General features: G+C 57.1%; 18 protein-coding genes. 9 read left to right on the plus strand and 9 right to left on the minus strand.

Annotated elements, in window-relative coordinates; translation table 11 throughout:
- The first annotated feature begins 2 nt into the window (after positions 1–2).
- Complete coding sequence (locus tag LDN84_RS16095; RefSeq protein WP_223904447.1) at positions 3–3,608, plus strand: PAS domain-containing hybrid sensor histidine kinase/response regulator; 3,606 nt, start codon at positions 3–5, stop codon at positions 3,606–3,608.
- 32 nt (positions 3,609–3,640) lie between these two features.
- Here the strand turns inward: LDN84_RS16095 and LDN84_RS16100 are convergent, their stop codons facing one another.
- Complete coding sequence (locus tag LDN84_RS16100; RefSeq protein ID WP_223904448.1) at positions 3,641–4,090, minus strand: rhodanese-like domain-containing protein; 450 nt, start codon at positions 4,088–4,090, stop codon at positions 3,641–3,643.
- Positions 4,091–4,242: 152 nt separating this feature from the next.
- On the opposite strand from LDN84_RS16100, the gene LDN84_RS16105 reads away from it, so the two are divergent.
- The 8 genes from LDN84_RS16105 to LDN84_RS16140 all read left to right on the plus strand — a co-directional run bounded on the left by LDN84_RS16105 (position 4,243) and on the right by LDN84_RS16140 (position 12,386).
- The gene (locus LDN84_RS16105) at positions 4,243–5,034 is read left to right on the plus strand and encodes a sulfite exporter TauE/SafE family protein (RefSeq protein WP_223904449.1); all 792 of its coding nucleotides are present in this window, start codon (positions 4,243–4,245) and stop codon (positions 5,032–5,034) included.
- Positions 5,035–5,046: 12 nt separating this feature from the next.
- On the plus strand, positions 5,047–6,864 hold the full coding sequence (locus tag LDN84_RS16110) for a nitrite/sulfite reductase (protein ID WP_223904450.1): 1,818 nt from the start codon (positions 5,047–5,049) through the stop codon (positions 6,862–6,864).
- 78 nt (positions 6,865–6,942) lie between these two features.
- The gene (locus LDN84_RS16115) at positions 6,943–7,278 is read left to right on the plus strand and encodes a DUF934 domain-containing protein (protein ID WP_435405892.1); all 336 of its coding nucleotides are present in this window, start codon (positions 6,943–6,945) and stop codon (positions 7,276–7,278) included.
- Complete coding sequence (locus tag LDN84_RS16120) at positions 7,275–8,033, plus strand: phosphoadenylyl-sulfate reductase (RefSeq protein WP_223904452.1); 759 nt, start codon at positions 7,275–7,277, stop codon at positions 8,031–8,033. Before LDN84_RS16115 ends, LDN84_RS16120 begins: the two co-directional genes overlap by 4 nt.
- Positions 8,030–8,998, plus strand: coding sequence for a sulfate adenylyltransferase subunit CysD (gene cysD / locus LDN84_RS16125; protein ID WP_223904453.1), 969 nt, complete (start codon positions 8,030–8,032; stop codon positions 8,996–8,998). Before LDN84_RS16120 ends, cysD begins: the two co-directional genes overlap by 4 nt.
- A gap of 392 nt (positions 8,999–9,390) precedes the next feature.
- Positions 9,391–10,791: a sulfate adenylyltransferase subunit CysN gene (gene cysN / locus LDN84_RS16130; RefSeq protein WP_223904454.1), complete on the plus strand. Its 1,401-nt coding sequence runs from the start codon at positions 9,391–9,393 to the stop codon at positions 10,789–10,791.
- A 101-nt stretch (positions 10,792–10,892) separates the two neighbouring features.
- Positions 10,893–11,222, plus strand: coding sequence for a ferredoxin FdxA (gene fdxA, locus LDN84_RS16135; RefSeq protein ID WP_223904455.1), 330 nt, complete (start codon positions 10,893–10,895; stop codon positions 11,220–11,222).
- 90 nt (positions 11,223–11,312) lie between these two features.
- Positions 11,313–12,386, plus strand: coding sequence for an NAD(P)/FAD-dependent oxidoreductase (locus tag LDN84_RS16140; protein WP_223904456.1), 1,074 nt, complete (start codon positions 11,313–11,315; stop codon positions 12,384–12,386).
- Positions 12,387–12,390: 4 nt separating this feature from the next.
- Here LDN84_RS16140 and aspS read toward each other — a convergent pair whose 3' ends face one another.
- The 8 genes from aspS to LDN84_RS16180 form a co-directional block, all read right to left on the minus strand.
- A complete protein-coding gene (aspS, locus tag LDN84_RS16145; RefSeq protein WP_223904457.1) occupies positions 12,391–14,193 on the minus strand; it encodes an aspartate--tRNA ligase in 1,803 nt (600 codons plus the stop codon).
- Between the two features lie 51 nt (positions 14,194–14,244).
- The gene (locus LDN84_RS16150; protein WP_223904458.1) at positions 14,245–14,886 is read right to left on the minus strand and encodes a DUF502 domain-containing protein; all 642 of its coding nucleotides are present in this window, start codon (positions 14,884–14,886) and stop codon (positions 14,245–14,247) included.
- Between the two features lie 20 nt (positions 14,887–14,906).
- Entirely contained in the window at positions 14,907–15,233 is a 327-nt protein-coding gene (locus LDN84_RS16155) for an FmdB family zinc ribbon protein (RefSeq protein WP_223904459.1), read from the minus strand.
- 82 nt (positions 15,234–15,315) lie between these two features.
- On the minus strand, positions 15,316–16,884 hold the full coding sequence (ubiB, locus tag LDN84_RS16160; protein ID WP_223904460.1) for a ubiquinone biosynthesis regulatory protein kinase UbiB: 1,569 nt from the start codon (positions 16,882–16,884) through the stop codon (positions 15,316–15,318).
- A complete protein-coding gene (locus tag LDN84_RS16165; protein WP_223904461.1) occupies positions 16,881–17,432 on the minus strand; it encodes a hypothetical protein in 552 nt (183 codons plus the stop codon). Before LDN84_RS16165 ends, ubiB begins: the two co-directional genes overlap by 4 nt.
- A gap of 35 nt (positions 17,433–17,467) precedes the next feature.
- Entirely contained in the window at positions 17,468–18,445 is a 978-nt protein-coding gene (locus tag LDN84_RS16170; protein WP_223904462.1) for a Tim44 domain-containing protein, read from the minus strand.
- A gap of 50 nt (positions 18,446–18,495) precedes the next feature.
- Positions 18,496–19,227, minus strand: coding sequence for a bifunctional demethylmenaquinone methyltransferase/2-methoxy-6-polyprenyl-1,4-benzoquinol methylase UbiE (gene ubiE / locus LDN84_RS16175; protein WP_223904463.1), 732 nt, complete (start codon positions 19,225–19,227; stop codon positions 18,496–18,498).
- Between the two features lie 24 nt (positions 19,228–19,251).
- Entirely contained in the window at positions 19,252–19,662 is a 411-nt protein-coding gene (locus LDN84_RS16180) for a gamma-butyrobetaine hydroxylase family protein (protein WP_223904464.1), read from the minus strand.
- Between the last annotated feature and the right edge of the window lie 16 nt (positions 19,663–19,678).

The following is a 19,678-nucleotide window of genomic DNA, read 5'->3' on the forward strand; positions in this document are numbered from 1 at the left end:
ACATGATCCCAACGCACAAGCCCCACGAAGAAGCCAAGCCGGTTTCCCCATTGCTGACACGGCTTGATCGGCCACTGGAGTGGCTGTTTGGCATTTTTTTACTTTGCCTGTTCCTGGTGTTCGGGCTGCGGGGCTACTTCAGCAACCTGGAATCCGAAATCAAACAACTCGGTGCCAACGAGCGCGCACGGTTGTTTGTGGGCGAAGAAATCGTGCGCAGCATTCAGGCGCTGGAAAAAGACATCTACAGCATGGCCCTGACACAAAACAGCACGGGATTCCAGCGCATCAGTCAATCGGTCAACACGCACCTGAGCAAGCTGAAAAATGATCTGGATGTGCTCCAGGTCGGCGGTGTTTCGACCCGACAGATGCAACTCAACCTGGATAGCGCAGAACAGATGGTGCGAGAGGCACGGTATACCCCGCCAGCAGATGGGTCTGCGGTGGTTATGGAACTGCTGGAAATTGCGCCCCAACTCAACACCATTGGCCTCAAAAAAGAGGCCTTGGGCTTGCTGCTGCAGCGCCGCTGGAACACCATTGAAAACGAAGACCGTGATGGTTTTTACCAGGTTGAGGAAGAGATTGCGTTACTGCTGAAACAAATCCCCCCCTATTTTGAGCGACTGCATGAAAACGCCAACCGCCTTTTCCTTGAAGGTGACCAGCGGCTGAAGGTGCTGGATAACAACTTGCAAAGCCGGACCGAACACCTCCAGCAAATTGAAACCGGACTGATTTCACTGGTGGTGATTTTGGGCGGACTGTCAGGTATTTTGTTCATGCGCCGCCTGACCGCGGCCCTGCGCTCGGCAGAAATTGCCAAACAGGATGCCGAACAACAACGTGCCCAGAACGACACCATGCTCAACACCTTGGGCGACGGTGTCTATGCCACCGACATGCAAGGCGCCATCACTTTCATCAACCGCGTGGGTGAGCATATTTTGGGATGGTCTGCGGCTGAACTACAGGGCAAGCCTGCGCACCAGGCCATCCACGCCACGTATCCAGATGGCACCCATTTCCCTCAAGAGAAATGCCCGCTGATCAAAGTGCTGGATCAGGGCATGGCCGTAGATGGCGAAGAACACTTTGTGAACCGCCTGGGTCGGCATATCCCGGTCTCGTATCGCTCCAGTCCCTTGCTCAAAGACGGCAAAATTGCAGGCTCCCTGGTGTCGTTTCACGACATCAGCGAACGTATTGAAAGCGAAGCACGCATTCGCCTGCAACAAGCCGCGCTGGATGCAGCAGCCAACATGATTGTGATCACCAACCGAGCGGGCATCATTGAGTATGTCAACCCGGCATTTTGCAAGATCACCGGCTATGAGCCGGACGAAGTCGTCGGGGAACACTCCCGCAAGCTCAGCTCCGGGCAGCATGAGCGCGGGTTTTACCAGCAGATGTGGCAAGCCTTGCTGGAGGGCAGATCCTGGGAGGGAGAACTGACCAACCGGCGTAAAAACGGGGAGATTTATTCCGAGCAAATGACTATCACCCCGATCATTGAAGGTGGTGAAGTTGCGCACTTTGTGGCCATCAAGCGTGACATCTCTGAAGAAATTCGCACCCGCACGCAGCTCAAACTGATTGAGGCGGCCATTCAGGACACCGATCAGGGCATCCACATCATGGATGCATTGCCGCATGAACAAGGGCCGATCATCCAGTACATCAATGCCGGTTTCTGCCGTATTTCTGGCTATAGCCGTGATGAAGTCCTGGGTCAGCGCGCCGGCTTCATGCGCAGCCCGGACGCTGATGTGGCCAAGTTCGCCCAGATCAGTCAGGCCATGAGCGAAGGTGCCAGCATTACCCTGGAGATGAATTACCTGCGCAAAGACCGCACCCCCTTTGTGGGCGAGCTGCACCTTTCGCCGGTGCACAGTGACAACGGCATCGTCAGCCACTACATCGGGCTGCTGTCAGACATTGAACTGCGCAAACAGGCCGAACGTGCGCTGCACGAAGCGCGTGATCAGGCACTGGAAAACTCGCGGCTGAAATCCGAGTTTTTGTCCACCATGAGCCACGAAATTCGCACCCCCATGAACGGCATCATTGGTATGACCGACTTGTTGCTGGACACCCAGCTGGATGCCGAACAGCGCGATTTCACCAGCATCGTGCGGGACTCGGCGCAGGCCTTGCTGGTCATCATCAACGATATTCTGGATTTTTCCAAAATTGAGGCGGGCAAGCTCGACATTGAAGTCACGGCCCTGGCTATCCAGCCACTGGTGCAAGGCAGTATCGAACTGCTGACCGCCAGAGCCCAAGAAAAATCATTGCGCCTGACCAGCCAGCTGGACCCAAGCTTGCCCCACTACCTGCGCGGCGACCCCACCCGGCTACGCCAGGTATTGCTGAACCTGTTGAGCAACGCCATCAAATTCACCCACCAAGGACAAGTCGAACTGACGGTGGTGCGTGTTGCGGGTACCCCCGAGATGGTGCGTTTTGAGGTGCATGACACCGGCATTGGGATCAGCCCGGCCACACAAGCCAGACTGTTCCAGTCGTTCACCCAGGCGGACAGCTCCACCACACGCAAATACGGTGGTACGGGCCTGGGCCTGGCGATCTGCAAACGGCTGGTGGAATTGATGGGGGGAACCATCGGCATTCACAGCCAGGTCAACCAAGGTTCCACCTTCTGGTTCACACTGCCCCTGGAGCCCGTCAACACCGCTGAGGGTGCCCTGACTGCCGGCGATGAGGTCATGGATGATGCCTGGGAAATGTTGGCACCTTCGCCGGAGATGACCGAATCAGGCACCACGACCAGACACACACCAGGAGATCGGGGCCTGATTTTGTTGGCCGAAGACAACCTCATCAACCAGAAAGTGGCCCAGTTGCAAGTCACCCAAATGGGCTACACCCTGCACATCGTCAACAACGGTCAAGAAGCTGTGCAAGCCGTCGAAGCCGCCGTAGCACGCCAGGTGAATATGTACGCGGCCGTATTGATGGACTGCCAAATGCCGGTGCTGGACGGCTTTGAGGCAACCGCGCTGATCCGTAAGGCTGAACAAGACAACGCTCGCCCCCACATGCCCATCATTGCCATGACCGCCAACGCCATGCAAGGCGACCGTGAACACTGCCTGAGCGCAGGTATGGACGATTACCTGAGCAAACCCATCCGTCCAGGGCAATTGCGTCAGTTGCTGGAGCAGTGGGTTCAAACACCTGGCACACCCCAAGCGCCACTTGCCACCAGGCCACCCCGCCCGCCCGAAGTACCCGACGGGGTGAAGATGGGCGTGCTGATCAACTTTGACTACTTGAATGACATTTTTGGCGACGACACTGAAACCATCACCCGGCTGCTGACCCTGTTCAAGCAAACCACCGATGTGCTGATGAACAAACTTGCCATGGCCCTGCAAGAACAGGACACCTCTGGCGTGTGCAGCCTAGCGCATGAACTCAAAGGCTCCTGTGGCAATATGGGGCTGGAGCGTATGGCTCGCCTGGCCTCGGAACTGGAAGCCCGGGCAGAAGACCGGTTGTGGCCACAAGCCAACGTTTTGCAGCAGCATCTGAGTCAAGCCTATGCGGATACTCTGGCTGCCAGCAAAAACGCTCGTTAAAACAACCGGACAAAGCCCTGCGGTGTCTGCGTTCAGGCGGCGTTGATACGGGCCGCTTGCCATTTTTTCCAGGCTTGAAACCCACCAGCGACCGACAAGGCCTTGGGGTAACCCAGTGAGCGCAACAAGGCAGCTGCCGTCAGGCTACGCCGGCCACTGTTGCAAATGCACAACAACAGGTGGTCTCGCTCATGGTGCAACTGGTTGATCATGGTGAAGAAGGATTTGGCATCCATGTCCTTGGGCTGCCCGGCATCCAGGATGTCCTGCTCGTCCTCCGTCAAGGTATGGCCCAACATGACTTTGACTTCAAACAAAGGGATATGCAAGGTATCGGGAATGGCACCCTTCATCTGGATCTCAAAAGTCTGACGGATATCCAGCAGCGTGGCCAAGCCCAGGTGCGTCAGTTCCAGGGCCGTGGGCAATGACATTTCCAGCATGGCATTGTTTTCGGGCAATTCGGATGCTTCAAGGTTCATGGGGTGACTCGCGATCATGGCAACACAGAACATGGGGCTGCTGTCCGCATTATCCGTTCGACTTTCGCAAGACCCTTTATATCCAATAGTGAATATGATCATCACGATAATATCGTTTGAAATATAACAATCAGACTTTACAGTCTGGCCCCATGCATGACATCGCTTTTATCTTCGCTGGTTTTTTTGTAGGTACCGTGGTCGGATTGACCGGCGTGGGGGGTGGCTCGCTCATGACCCCGATTCTGATATTTGTCTTTGGCGTGAAGCCCTACATGGCGGTGGGCACTGACCTGCTGTTTGCCGCCTTCACCAAACTGGGCGGCACGGTCAAGATGGCCCGCTCTGGCCTGGTGCCATGGCGTGTGGTGTTGCAACTCAGTGCCGGCAGCATTCCGGCTGCGCTGATCACCCTGTGGATTCTGAAAACTGTCGGCCCGGCCGATGCCGCCATCCAGCGACTGATGACCACCACCCTGGGCGTAGCCCTGCTGCTCACCGCTGCGGCCACCTTGTACAAGGCGCTGCGTGGCAAAGCCGCCCCGACTCGTATTGCGGCAGGCCAGGAGGCCTTGGTGCTGACCCCGCGCCACTGGAGCCTGCCGCTGCTGTTTGGCGCGCTGATTGGCACGCTGGTGTCGCTCACCTCAGTCGGGGCTGGTGCGATTGGGGTCACAGTGCTGATGCTGCTCTACCCCCTGCTACCGCTGCCGCGTATTGTGGCCGCCGACATTGCCTACGCCGTGCCGCTGACGCTGGTAGCCGGTGCTGGTCACGCCAGCCTGGGCTCGGTGGACTGGTCGATGCTGAGCCTGCTGCTGGCGGGCTCCTTGCCCGGCATCTGGCTGGGCTCGCATTTCATGAGCCGTGTGCCGGAGCGCGTGATCCGCTCCCTGTTGTCGCTGCTGCTGGCCTATGCCGGCACCAAACTGATTGCCATTTGAAAGAAAAACCCGATGTACCACTACACCGACTTTGACCGCCAATTCATCCACCAGCGTGCCGCCCAGTACCGCGACCAGCTGGAGCGCAACCTCAGGGGCGAGCTGAAAGACGACGAGTTCCGCCCGCTGCGCCTGCAAAACGGCTGGTATGTGCAGCGCTACGCCCCGATGCTGCGGGTGGCCGTGCCCTATGGTGAGCTGTCCAGCCGCCAACTGCGTGTGTTGTCCAAAATTGCCCGCGACTATGACCAGCCCAGTGCCGCCGTGTACGCACACGCCAGCGCCACCCAGGCTGAGCTGGGCACACCCCACCTGCCGGTCGGCCACGGTCACTTCAGCACCCGGCAAAACGTGCAGTTCAACTGGATTCCCCTGGATAAAAGCGCCGACGTGATGGACTTGCTGGCCAAGGTGGACCTGCACGGCATTCAGACCAGCGGCAACTGCATTCGCAACATCACCAGCGATGCCCTGGCCGGGATTGCCCCGGACGAAGACATTGACCCGCGCCCGTATGCCGAAATCATGCGCCAGTGGAGCACACTGCACCCCGAGTTTGCGCACCTGCCACGCAAGTTCAAGATTGCCATCACCGGGGCCGAAGAAGACCGCGCCGCCACCGCCTGGCACGATGTGGGCCTGCACCTGCGCCGCAATGCGCTGGGCCAGATTGGCTTCAAGGTGCTGGTCGGCGGCGGCATGGGCCGCACCCCGGTGATTGCCAGCACGCTGCGCGAGTTTTTGCCCTGGGATCAAATCCTGAACTATCTGGAAGCCGTGGTGCGCGTCTACAACCGCTTTGGCCGACGCGACAACCTGTACAAGGCCCGCATCAAGATTCTGGTCAAAGCCGAAGGCCAGCGCTTTGTGGATGAGGTCGAAGCCGAGTTTGCGCAGATCGTGGCACATGACGGTGGCCAACACACCATTCCGCAAGCCGAGCTGGCTCGGGTTTCAAAGCATTTTTTGCCTCCAGCCCTTGTACAACCTGCGCAAGCAGCTACAACAAATATAGCATTTGAATTCACCGACAAAGAGGCCGCCGACTACCAGCGCTGGCTCCATCAAAACGTGCACGCCCACAAGAACCCGGCCCTGCGTGCGGTCACCCTGTCGTTCAAGCGCCTGGGTTTTGCGCCCGGTGATGCCACCGCCGACCAGTTGTGCGCTGCAGCCGATCTGGCCGACCGTTTCAGCGCCGGTGAAGTGCGGGTGACACACGAGCAAAACCTGCTGCTGCCCTGGGTGCAAGCCACCGACCTGCCCGCACTCTGGCTGGCCGCCCGCAGCCTGGGTGTGGCCAAAGCCAACATCGGCCTGCTGACCGACATGATCACCTGCCCCGGCGGTGACTTTTGCGCCCTGGCCAACGCCCGCTCGATCCCGCTGGCCGCTGGCATTGCCGAGCGTTATCAAGACCTGGACGAGCTGTTTGACATTGGCCCGGTGGACTTGCACATCAGCGGCTGCATGAACTCCTGCGGCCACCACCACACCGGCCACATTGGTGTGCTGGGCGTCGACAAAGACGGGCGCGAGTGGTACCAGGTGTCGCTCGGCGGCTCCGACGGCAGCAGCCTCAGCGGCGAAGCGGTGCCAGGCAAGGTGATTGGCCCCTCGTTTGCGGCCAGCGAGGTCACCGATGTGGTGGAAGCACTGCTCGACACCTACCGCGCCCAACGCCTGGCCGGTGAGCCCTTTATTGCCAGCGTGCGCCGCTTGGGCTTGGCGCCGTTCAAACAAGCCGCCAACGCCGTGCGCCATGAAACCCGTGACGGCGGCCAGGTGCTGCATGTGCACCTGAGCACCGTCGATGCCGCCACCGATTAAAACCTGAACACCATGAAAAATACTATTCAATTGATAGCTTCTAGCGATTATTCAACAAGGGCTTCAGACCCAAATGTCTTGAAAATTGCGAACGATGCCGATGTCAGTACCGTGGCATGGCAAAGCGCCGACTGCATTGAATTGCAGTTCCCCAAATTCACCGATGGCCGCGCCTACAGCCAGGCCTACCTGCTGCGCCGCCGCCTGGGCTTTACCGGCGAATTACGTGCCACTGGCGACGTGCTGGTGGACCAGGTGCTGCTGATGCAGCGCAGCGGCTTCAGCTCTGCCGTGCTGCGTGATGACCAGAGCCTGGCGCATGCACAACGCCAACTGAGCCAATTTACCGACTTTTACCAAGGTGATGCAGATCACCCACAAGCCCTGTTTGCGGCCCAAGGAGCCAGCGCATGAGCGCCATCGACCTGCATGCCCGCGCCAGCGCCACGTTTGCGCAAAAACTGGCCGAGACCCAGGCCGTCCTGACCCAAGCTGCGCAGGATTACGCCCCCCTCACGCCCGGTGCCGCCCCCCGCATCACGCTGGCCTGCAGCCTGGGGGCTGAAGACATGGTGCTGGTGCATCTGGTCAACAGCCTGCAACTCAACATCGGCATCTTTGTGCTGGAAACCGGCCAGTTGCACCCTGAGACACTCACCTTGCTGGAGCGCCTCAAGGCCAGCTCACGCGCCCCGGTGGACGTGTTCACACCGGTGAACGAAGCCGTGGTGCAGTTTGTCAGCCGCGAAGGCAAGGATGCGATGTACAAGAGCATTGCGCTGCGCAAAGCCTGCTGCCAGATCCGCAAGATGGAGCCGCTGAGCCGCGCCCTCGCTGGCAAAGAGGCCTGGATCACCGGCCTGCGCCGCGAGCAATCCGGCGCACGCGCCGAGGTGCCGCTGATCGACCGCTCCGAGCCGCGTGTCAAACTCAACCCGCTGGCCGACTGGACCTGGGGCGACGTGTGGCACTACATTGCCAACAATCAGGTCGACTACAACCCGCTGCACGACCAGTTTTACCCCAGCATCGGCTGCGCCCCCTGCACCCGTGCCATCAGCCTGGGCGAAGACTTCCGCGCCGGACGCTGGTGGTGGGAGGATGAGGCCGCCAAAGAGTGCGGCCTGCATGTCAAATCCAGCCCCTTACCCGAAAAGCTATCCTCATGAACGCCCCAATTCACTCCAACCTGCTGCAACCCATGACGCACCACCGCCCTGATCATCTGAGCAACGCCCACCTGGACGCACTGGAAGAAGAAACCATCTTCATCCTGCGCGAAGTGGCCGCCGCCTTTGAGCGCCCGACCCTGCTGTTCTCCGGCGGTAAAGACTCGCTGGTGATGCTCAAATGCGCCGAGAAAGCCTTTGGCACGCCAGCCACCGGCGGCAAAATTCCCTACCCGCTGCTGATGATCGACACCGGCCACAACTTCCATGAGGTGACCGATTTCCGCGATGCCCGCGCCAAGGAGCTGGGGGCCGAGCTGATCGTGCGCAGCGTCGAAGACTCGATGGCCCGTGGCACGGTGCGCCTGGCGCACCCGGGCGAGAGCCGCAACGTGCACCAGTCGGTCACGCTGCTCGAAGCGATTGAAGAATTCCGCTTTGACGCGCTGATTGGCGGAGCCCGCCGCGACGAGGAAAAAGCCCGCGCCAAGGAACGCATCTTCAGCCACCGCGACAGCTTTGGCCAATGGCAGCCCAAAGACCAACGCCCCGAGCTGTGGACGCTGTTCAACACCAAACTGCAACCGGGCGAGCACTTCCGTGTGTTCCCAATTTCCAACTGGACCGAGCTGGACGTGTGGCAGTACATTGCCCGCGAACAAATCGCCCTGCCCTCGCTCTACTACAGCCACAAGCGCGAGGTGGTGGAGCGCAAGGGCCTGCTGGTACCGGTGACCGAGCTGACCCCCTTGAAACCCGGCGAAGTGGCCGAACTGCGCGACGTGCGTTTCCGCACCGTGGGCGACATCACCTGCACCTGCCCGGTAGAGAGCCTGGCCGCCACGCCCGAGCAGATCGTGCTGGAAACCCTGGCCGCCGATGTGAGCGAACGCGGTGCCACGCGCATGGATGACAAGACCTCTGAGGCGTCGATGGAGAAGCGGAAAAAAGATGGGTACTTTTAAGTATTCCTGTGCATTTGTACTTCAAACCCGGCGTAGCGACCGGGTCATGTGCATGCGGTTTTGGGATGAAAACACGCGCGAAAGACAAGCCTCAGTTCGCCACCGACTGTCGACGCGCGCCTTTCACCCCAAAGCCCGGTCACATGCCCCGATCACCACGCCTGGCGCTGTTTGTGAAAGACTGTCTTTGAAAATGGCCACGATAGCGACAACGATTAGCAGTGTGCGTTGGGTGTCTGACGCAGCGGAATCAAGGAGGAGGCCCGAAGGGCCGGGGGACATCCGCGGAGTCGGATACCCAATGCGCGCTGCGGGTTAAAACTACATAGGCATAACCAACTGGTACTTCACGACAAACGCACACCCGCAAAAATTGCCACGAAAGAACACCAATGAACACTACAACATCAATAGCTGCTAGCGCAACAAATACAAGCGCTACAAGCCAAAATGACCATCAATCCGCCCTCAAGTTCATCACCTGCGGCAGCGTCGATGACGGCAAAAGCACCTTGATTGGCCGCCTGCTGCTCGACAGCAAAAGCGTGCTGCAAGACCAGCTGGCCAACGTCTCCAAAAGCGGCGAGGCCGACCTGGCCCAGTTCACCGACGGCCTGAGCGCCGAGCGCGAACAAGGCATCACCATCGACGTGGCCTACCGCTACTTCAACACCGCCGCACGCAAATTCATCATTGGTGATGCCCCCGGCCACGAGCAGTACACCCGCAACATGGTCACTGCCGCCAGCAGCGCCGATGCCGCCGTGGTGCTGGTCGATGCCACCAAACTGCAGTGGCAACAACCCGGCCTGGATCTGCTGCCGCAAACCCGCCGCCACACCCTGCTGTGCAATTTGCTGCGTGTGCCCAGCATCGTGTTTGCCGTCAACAAACTTGATGCCCTGGAAGACGCAGCCAAACCCGAAACGGCAGGCCAGGCCACCCTGGCATTTACCAACATCCGTGAAGCGCTGGAAGAATTCGCCCGCGCCGCCGGCATCGAAATCGCCACCATCGTGCCCATTTCCGCCCTGAAAGGCCACAACGTGGTGGATGAGGTGGATGGCTGGTGCGGCTACCACGGCCCGAGCCTGCTGGACATTCTGGAACTGCTGCCCACCACCCCAGCCGACACCGGGTTGCCGCTGGCTTTCCCGGTGCAATGGGTCGAAAAGTTTTCATCCAGTGCCGACACTTCCCAGGGGCGCCGCATCTTTTGGGGCCGGGTGGCCGCAGGTGTGGCGCAAGTCGGTCAACCCGTCAAAGTATTGCCGAGTGGGCAAATAGCCACGGTAGCCCAAGTATTGGGCACCACGCGCAAGCCTGGTGCCGTGCCAGCAGGCCATAGCGCCGGTATTGTGCTGGACCGTGAAGTGGATGTATCCCGTGGCGACTGGCTCCTGGCCCTTGAAACACCGGTCACCAGCACCCTGCAGGCCGACGATGATTTCAGCGATACCCCGGCCCCAAGCAGTCTGGCCCCGAGCCGCGAACTCAGCGTCACCGTGGCCTGGATGGACGACGAACCGCTGATTGCCGGGCGGGTTTACTGGGCGCTGCACGGCCACCGCTGGGTCAAGGCCCGCGTCAAACGTATTGTTCACCGGCTTGACATCAACACCCTGGCCGAAGACTACGCTGACGCACTGCCCGCCAACAGCATTGGGCATGTGGAGCTGTTGCTGCAAGAAGGTATTGCGGCAAGACCCTTCCAGGTATCACGCGTACTGGGTTCTTTGGTGCTGGTCGACACCGCCAGCCACAAAACAGCTGGGGCGGCTCTGGTCAATTGATCCAAATCAAGGCTCCTTCACCAGGATGTCACTATGCTACCCGGCTCCTTGTTGTGACCCCTTAAAATCACGTTTTTGCATTTAACCCTAGAGACAACACCATGACCCATACCGTCACCGAAGCCTGTATCAAGTGCAAGTACACCGACTGTGTCGATGTTTGCCCGGTGGACTGTTTCCGCGAAGGCCCCAATTTTTTGACCATCGACCCCGATGAATGTATTGACTGCGCCGTGTGTATCCCCGAGTGCCCGGTCAACGCCATCTACGCCGAAGAAGACGTGCCGAAAAATCAGCGCCACATGACAGCCTTGAATGCTGAACTGGCCAAGCTGCCCACCTGGAAGAGCATCACCAAGCGCAAACCTGCGCTGCCTGAAGCCGAAGAGTGGAAAGACAAGACCGGCAAGCTCTCAGAGCTGATTCGCTGATTCCCAACCTCATCTCACCCCGGCTCTTGCCGTGATTTTTTCAAATTGCGGCAAGCCGGGGTTTTTCACGTTTGGCCTCTGGAGCTGACTTTGAACACCCAGTTAAACACCACATGTATTCAAACCGATGCCCTGGTCATCGGTGCTGGCCCGGTCGGGCTGTTTCAGGTGTTTCAGCTCGGATTACAAGGCATCCACGCTCATGTCATTGATGTGCTGAGTGAACCGGGTGGTCAGTGCATCGAGCTTTACCCCGACAAACCTATTTTTGACATTCCGGGCATTCCACGCTGTACCGGGCGCGAACTGATACAACTGCTGCTCCAACAAGTGGCTCCATTCAAACCCGCGTTTCACTTTAACCAGCAGGTCTACGAAGTCTGTGCCCAAGAAGACGGGCGCTGGTTGGTGACCACACCCCAGCAGCAGTTTTTGACACGCACAGTCTTCATCGCTGCGGGTGTCGGGGCGTTTGTGGCCAAAGAACTCAAAATTGAAGGTTTGGCAGCGTTTTTGGGCAAGCAGTTCTTTTACCGCACAGCACCCACTTCGGTCACCGCAGGCAAGGCAGTGCTTATCGCCGGCGGTGACGATGCGGCAGTCGCCAATGCGATTGCCATCGCCGAAGATGGCCCGAACCAGGCCCAAAGTGTCACACTGATCCACCGCCGTGATGTGCTGCAAGCCAGCACCACCGCGTTAGCCCAACTGGCAGAACTGCGTGAAGCCGGCAAAGTGAATTTTTTAGCCGGGCAACTGGTTGGAATTGACGTGGAAGGTGGGCACCTCAAAAGCGCCACACTGCAGACACCTGACGACCAGTCTGTCCAACTGCCGCTGGACACCCTGCTGGTATGTATGGGTGTGGGCCCCAAGCTTGGGCCTGTCGCTCAATGGAACTTGGCCATGGAGCGCAAACAACTCACGGTGGATACAGCCACCTTTGCCACCAGTGCATCCGGCATTTACGCCGTGGGGGATATCAATACCTATCGTGGAAAGAAGAAACTGATCGTTTGTGGCTTTCATGAAGCCACACTGTCTGCGTTTGCCGCAGCCAGTTATTTGAATCCACAGGCCTCAGGGGTCTTGCAATACACCACCAGCAGCGCCCTGTTACAGCAGCGGCTGGGGGTTTTGACAAGTCCCGAAAAGTCTGTTTAAGGTATCAACTGGCCTTGACCAGGTCCGCATTACGCAAGCGGATATGTAATTCACGCAGTTGTTTCTCGTCCACCGGTGACGGGGCTTGGGTCAACAGACACTGAGCACGCTGGGTTTTCGGGAAGGCAATCACGTCGCGAATGGATTCCGCACCCGTCATCAAGGTAATGATGCGATCCAAGCCAAAGGCCAGACCCCCATGCGGCGGCGCACCATACTGCAAGGCATCCAGCAGGAAGCCAAATTTGAGTTGTGCTTCTTCCGGCGTGATCTTCAGTGCATCAAACACCTTTTGCTGTACATCGGCACGGTGGATACGCACGGAACCACCACCCATTTCCCAGCCATTCAGCACCATGTCGTAACCCTTGGAAATACACTTGCCAGGGTCGGTCACCATCAAGTCTTCATGCCCATCCTTGGGTGCGGTGAAGGGGTGGTGCACCGCCATCCAGCGGTCCGAGTCTTCGTCGTACTCAAACATCGGGAAGTCCACCACCCACAGCGGTGCCCAACGGTTCTCGAACAGACCATTTTTCTTGCCAAATTCGCTGTGGCCGATCTTGATGCGCAAGGCCCCAATGGCATCGTTGACGATCTTTTCCTTGTCGGCACCAAAGAACAGGATGTCGCCATTTTGGGCCCCGGTGCGGGCCAGAATTTCGCTAATAGCGCGGTCGTGCAGGTTCTTGACGATCGGGCTTTGCAAGCCTTCACGGCCCTGGGCCACGTCATTGACCTTGATCCAGGCCAGACCCTTGGCGCCGTAAATCTTGACGAATTCGCCGTAGTTGTCAATTTCACCCCGGCTGATTTCTGCACCACCCGGCACGCGCAAGGCCACCACACGCCCACCTTTGGTAGTGGCGGGGGTGGAGAACACCTTGAAGTCCACATCGGCCATTACATCGGTGAGTTCGGTGAATTCGAGCTTGACGCGCAAATCGGGTTTGTCCGAACCAAAGCGATGCGCCGCTTCTTGATAGGTCATCACCGGGAATACCCCCAGATCGACACCCAGGGTGTTCTGGAACACGGTTTTGATCATGCCCTGAAACATGTCACGAATGTCTTCCTCGGTCATGAACGAGGTTTCAATATCGATTTGAGTGAATTCTGGCTGGCGATCAGCACGCAGATCTTCGTCACGGAAACACTTGGTAATCTGGTAATAGCGGTCAAATCCGGCCACCATCAAAAGTTGTTTGAACAATTGAGGGCTTTGTGGGAGCGCAAAGAAATGACCATCGTGCACACGGCTGGGCACCAGGTAATCGCGCGCACCCTCCGGTGTGCTCTTGGTCAGCATCGGGGTTTCAATGTCCACAAAACCGTTGGCATCCAGAAACTTGCGCACCTCCATGGCCACACGGTAGCGCAGCATCAGGTTGTTTTGCATGTAAGGGCGGCGCAAATCCAGCACGCGGTGCGTCAAGCGGGTGGTCTCGGACAGGTTGTCTTCATCGAGTTGGAACGGGGGCGTGACAGAGGGGTTGAGCACCGTCAGCTCATGGCACAACACTTCAATCTTGCCGCTCTTGAGGCTGTCGTTGACCGTGCCTTCGGGTCGGGCACGTACCAGGCCCTTGACCTGAATACAAAACTCATTACGCAAGTCTTCGGCAATCTTGAACATGTCGGCCCGATCCGGGTCACATACCACCTGCACATAACCTTCACGGTCACGCACATCCACAAAAATCACGCCGCCGTGGTCACGTCTACGGTTAACCCAGCCACACAAAGTCACGGCTTGGCCCATCAGGGCTTCAGTCACCAGACCACAATAATGAGAACGCATTGCCATAAGAACTGCTTTCTAAAGCCGCCCATGGGACGGCAAGTTGTCAAAAATTGATTATTTGGGCAAATGGCCCGTCAGCGAAGCGGGTGCCACCGAACCCATGGAAATCACATAGGTCAACGCCTCATCCACACTCATCTTGAGTTCAATCACATCACTGCGTGGCAACATAAGAAAGAAACCACTGGTGGGATTGGGTGTGGTGGGCACATACACACTGACAAAATCACTGCCGAGTTGCTCAGCCACCTCACCACTGGGTGCGCCGGTTTGAAATGCAATGGTCCACATCCCAGGACGCGGGTATTGCACCAGCAACGCGGTACGAAATGCATTTCCGTTACTTGAAAACAAAGTGTCTGAAACTTTTTTGACACTGTTGTAAATCGATTTAAAAACCGGAATCCGCGTCAACAGCCGATCCCACTGAAGCAACCACCAACGCCCCGCCACATTGGACACCAAAGCCCCTGTCACCAGCAGACCGCCAAACACCAGCACCACACCCAAGCCGGGAATATGCTTGAAACGCTCCAGCAGCGTGACGACTGAATCAGAAGTGATCGCTTGCAACCCCGAGATGACGCCGATCACAATCCCATCCAGCAGACCCATCAGCCACAAAAGAACCCAGATGGTGATGGCCAGAGGCAGCCAAACCAGCAAACCGGTCAGCAGGTATTTTTTTAAAGGCACAAATGCTTTCAGAGATGGACTTAGCTATGACAGGCGCAACCGGTGCCACACCCACCCGTTGCAGGTGCCGCAGCTTCAGTCTTGCTTGAGGAGACATCAGGTGTGCTGCTTGAAGACTCTGTGGTACTGGCTGCAGCCGTAGCAGGAGCCGAGGTACCAGCACCGCCACCCTTGAAATCTGTGGCATACCAACCGGAGCCTTTAAGTTGGAAACCAGCTGCCGTCAGTTGTTTGGAAAATGTTTCCTGACCACACTCAGGGCAAGCTGTTAAGACAGGATCAGACATTTTTTGCAACACGTCCTTGGCAAACCCGCAGGCGTTGCATTTATAAGCATAGATAGGCATAGTGTTCAGACTTTAGAGAGAGCCGCAAAGCCGATGATTATAAATCTGCGCCCCATGGCGCAGCCAAACGTATGGATACGTCTTAAAAAAGACGCACACGCACCAGAGCTTGCATCACCACCAACCCCAACACAAAACCGATTCCCCCGTAAATAAGGGTCTGCAACAAGCGGTTGGTCCGTTTTTGCTCCAGCAATAAAGCACGCAACTCTGCAGAAGGGCCTGACGTGGGCGGGTGTTTTAAAAATTCAAACAACAAACGCGGCAACTCGGGGAGTAACTTGGCATAGTGCGGGGCCTCATTACGCAACTCATCCAGCAGTTTTTTGGGGCCAATTTGATCCACCATCCATTTTTCAAGAAATGGCTTGGCCGTGTGCCAAAGATCGAGTTCAGGATCCAGATCCCGGCCCAGCCCCTCAATATTGAGCAATGTTTTTTGCAGCAGAACCAATTGTGGTTGAATTTCAACCTGAAACCGGCGAGAGGTTTGAAACAGACGCATCAACACCATGCCTAGCGAGATTTCTTTCAACGGACGATCAAAATAGGGCTCACATACCGAACGGACGGCAGCTTCAAGCTCATCCACCCGTGTGTTTGCTGGCACCCAACCAGATTCGATATGGAGTTCTGCCACACGTTTGTAATCGCGACGAAAAAATGCGGTGAAGTTCTGAGCCAAATACTCCTTGTCAATCTCGGTCAGCGTGCCAACGATGCCGAAATCGAGTGAAATATAGCGTCCGAAAGTGGCAGGTTCAATGCTGACCTGGATATTGCCAGGATGCATATCGGCATGAAAAAATCCATCCCGAAAAACCTGGGTAAAGAAGATCGTGACACCATCACGCGCCAGCTTAGGAATGTCCACACCAGCAGCACGCAACCGATCCACCTGGTTGATGGGCAAGCCTTTCATGCGCTCCATCACCATCACTTCGGGCATGCAGTAATCCCAGAACATTTCAGGAATCAGCACCAAATCCAGATCAGCCATGTTGCGACGGAGCTGAGCTGCGCTGGAAGCTTCACGCACCAAGTCCAGTTCGTCATGAAGGTATTTATCAAATTCAGCCACCACTTCGCGCGGCTTGAGGCGCTTGCCGTCTTCGGAGAACCCTTCCACCCAACCTGCCATCATGCGCAGCAAATCAAGGTCTTTGTCGATCACCGTCAACATACCTGGACGCAATACTTTGACAGCCACTTCACGATGCACACCCTGCTTGTCTTTCAGCACCGCGAAGTGAACCTGCGCAATGGATGCACTGGCAATGGGTTGACGCTCAAACGACACAAAAACACTGTCCACAGGTTTCTTGAACGCTCGCTCAATAATCTCGATAGCCACTTCACTGGGGAAAGGGGGCACACGATCCTGCAATTTGGCCAGTTCATCCGCAATATCGACCGGCAACAAGTCACGGCGGGTGGAGAGCACCTGGCCAAACTTGACAAAAATGGGACCCAGACTTTCCAGTGCCTGACGAATGCGCTGACCACGCGGCGCATCCAGTTGACGCCCGAGCGTCAGAACCTTCGCCACACGCAACAACCAGGGTTTGTTGAAACTGGTCAGAACCAGTTCATCCAGGCCATGCCGCAACATCACCCAAAGGATGAACACACCACGAAAAAGACGTGTCATTTGGCGGACTGACCTGGTACAAAGGTGGCCGCTTTGGCCAAAAATTCGCGCAATGTGCTGGCCAGGGTCTTGGCCATTTGGCTCAGTGTGTGCGCGGGCACATCGCCCATGACACGAGCCAGATCCTCTTCGATATCCCAACGCACATGCTCAACCAACCAATTAACCTCTGCAGCCAATTGCACATCACCCTCAATACGAACCGCAGGCTTATCCCCACGCAAGGCCGTTTGGGCCAAAGCCAACGGTGATTCGTCTGTCATGGTCATGACCAGATCAGCAACCGCCTCAGGGGTGGCCAAGTCAAGCAAGCCCGCAGGCGTTGCTACCAACTTGAAATTGAATGAGCGCCACTGCACCAGCATCACCTGGTTTTTTTGACGGGTCAGACGCGCCATGGCTTCTGGCTCCTGCATCAACACATGGTTGAGCAGCAACACAACGCGGCGCTGTGCTTCATGAACGGCCCATGTGGGGAGCTGCAACTGGGGGAGAGGGAGCTTTTGGAGGATACCCTCCAGAAATGAAAAAGGGGACTGTGTGGTCATAGTCCCCGATTATTCCCCGAATTTTGCCGAAATATTTATTGCAGCGCCTGAACCCCTGCAACCAACCAGCCATTGCTGCCATTTTTGGATTTGACCATGTTCCAGACTTCGCGGAACGGGCTGGGCGCACTGGTAGGTTCCTCACGGATCATGCCGGAGAACTCGACACTGGCCATGTAATCGGCACCCAAATCCTCAATACCCAACAAGTGCGCTTCAATCATCACGACCTCGGTCATGTTCAAAGGGCCACCGGTATGTGTTTCGCGCTCGGCCAATTGCGCCTGGATTTCTTTCAGCATGGTGTCGGTCATCATGACCCGCAGGGCAGGAATATCAGACTTATCCCAAGCCGCTTGCAAGGACACAAAATTGACCTTGGCAGACTTCAAGAAACCTTCGCTGTCAAAGCCAGCAGGAATACCCCAAGTTTGTGAACCCGCGAGGCCAGAACCAATCATGGATCCGCCAGCACCTACTGCATTTCCAGTGTTAGCCTGAAACGCGGTGGTGTTGCGCTCCCAAGGGCGAGCTGAAGCATCGTTGCCGACATTTTCCGGGCGGTAACTGGCTGGCACAGAGGCCGTACCAGCCGACCCTGCTCCCTGAAACGCAAACGGCGTGGTTGCTTGTTGTGGCGTCTGTTGCTTACGCCGCATGAACCAGCCCACAGCCATCATGATGACCAGCGCCAGCAACGCAAACATCATGAACTGGCCCATGGCCGCCCCCAGACCCAAGGAGCTGGCCAACCAGGCCAGGCCCAACCCCGCAGCCAAACCACCCAGCATGGCACCCCAAGGTTTTTTCGGTGCCGCTGCCGGGGCGGCAGGTGATGGCGTATTGGCGGTGGTGTTGGCCGCCTGGTTTGGCGCAGCAGGCGTGGCCTGACGCTGCGTTACGTTGCTGGACTGTTGCCCAATTGACTTGCCACCGCCAAAGCGTTTGGCCGCTTCGGCTTGCCCTGCCACCAACGCCAAGCACAGGCTCAATAAAGAAAGCCATATTTTCATAACATCTCCAAAATTTGTTTATTCACACGTTGGTTGAGCCACGCCGTGACTCAACATTTGATTCCCACGTGCAAGGCTACCAGACCACCCGTCATATTGTGGTAATCCACATGACCAAAGCCATTAGCCTTCATCAGGGATTTGAGTTCTTCCTGGCCTGGGTGCATACGAATGGATTCGGCCAGATATTGGTAACTTGACGCATCACCCGCCACCCACTCACCCAGCTTGGGCAAAATCTTGAACGAATACCAGTCATAGGCTTTCTCCAGCGGCTTGGCCACCTTGGAAAACTCCAGCACCAACAGCTTGCCACCTGGTTTGAGCACCCGGTTCATCTCGGCCAAAGCCACCTCTTTATGCGTCATGTTGCGCAAGCCAAAAGCCACCGTGACCAAGTTGAAATAGTTGTCGGGGAACGGCAATTTTTCAGCATCACAGACCACGGTGGGCAGCACCACACCGGCATCGACCAAGCGGTCACACCCGGTGCGCAACATGGCTTCATTGATATCGGTATGCACCACCTGACCGGTTTTGCCAACCTTTTTGGCAAAGGCCAGTGACAAATCCCCGGTACCGCCTGCGATATCCAGTACCTTGTCACCCTCGTGCACATTGGCCACCAGGACGGTGTAAGCCTTCCAAGCCCGGTGCAGGCCCATCGACATCAGGTCATTCATCAAGTCGTATTTGGGCGCAACCGAGTCAAACACGCCTTTGACGTGTTGCGCTTTTTCGGTTTCTTCAACCGTTTTGTAGCCAAAATGTGTGGTGCTCATAAGATCATTCAGTCATGGGTTTTATTAATGGCCGCAGCTGGCACCTGCTTTTTCAGGCATAGGTGTGTCACGATCTACCCCGGCTGCTTGCAAACGCGCGGTGTAATCAGACCACAATTTATCTTGCTGCGAGCCCAAAAAATACAAATAGTCCCAGGAATAAATGCCCGAGTCATGGCCATCGGAAAACGCAGGTTGAACAGCGTAGTTGCCTACCGGCTCCAATCCAGTCAATGTGACCTCGCGTTTGCCGGTTTGCAGCACTTCTTGCCCTGGCCCATGGCCAGCCACCTCGGCCGAAGGTGAATACACCCGCATCAGCTCAAACGGAATGCGAAACGTCGCACCATCTGAAAAACTGATCTCCAGCACGCGGGATTGGCTGTGAACCGTGATGTCTTGAGGTGCGGGCGCACCGTTCTGTAAACCTGCCATGATGTGTCTCCTTGTC

Source organism: Rhodoferax lithotrophicus (assembly GCF_019973615.1).
GTDB lineage: Bacteria > Pseudomonadota > Gammaproteobacteria > Burkholderiales > Burkholderiaceae_C > Rhodoferax > Rhodoferax lithotrophicus.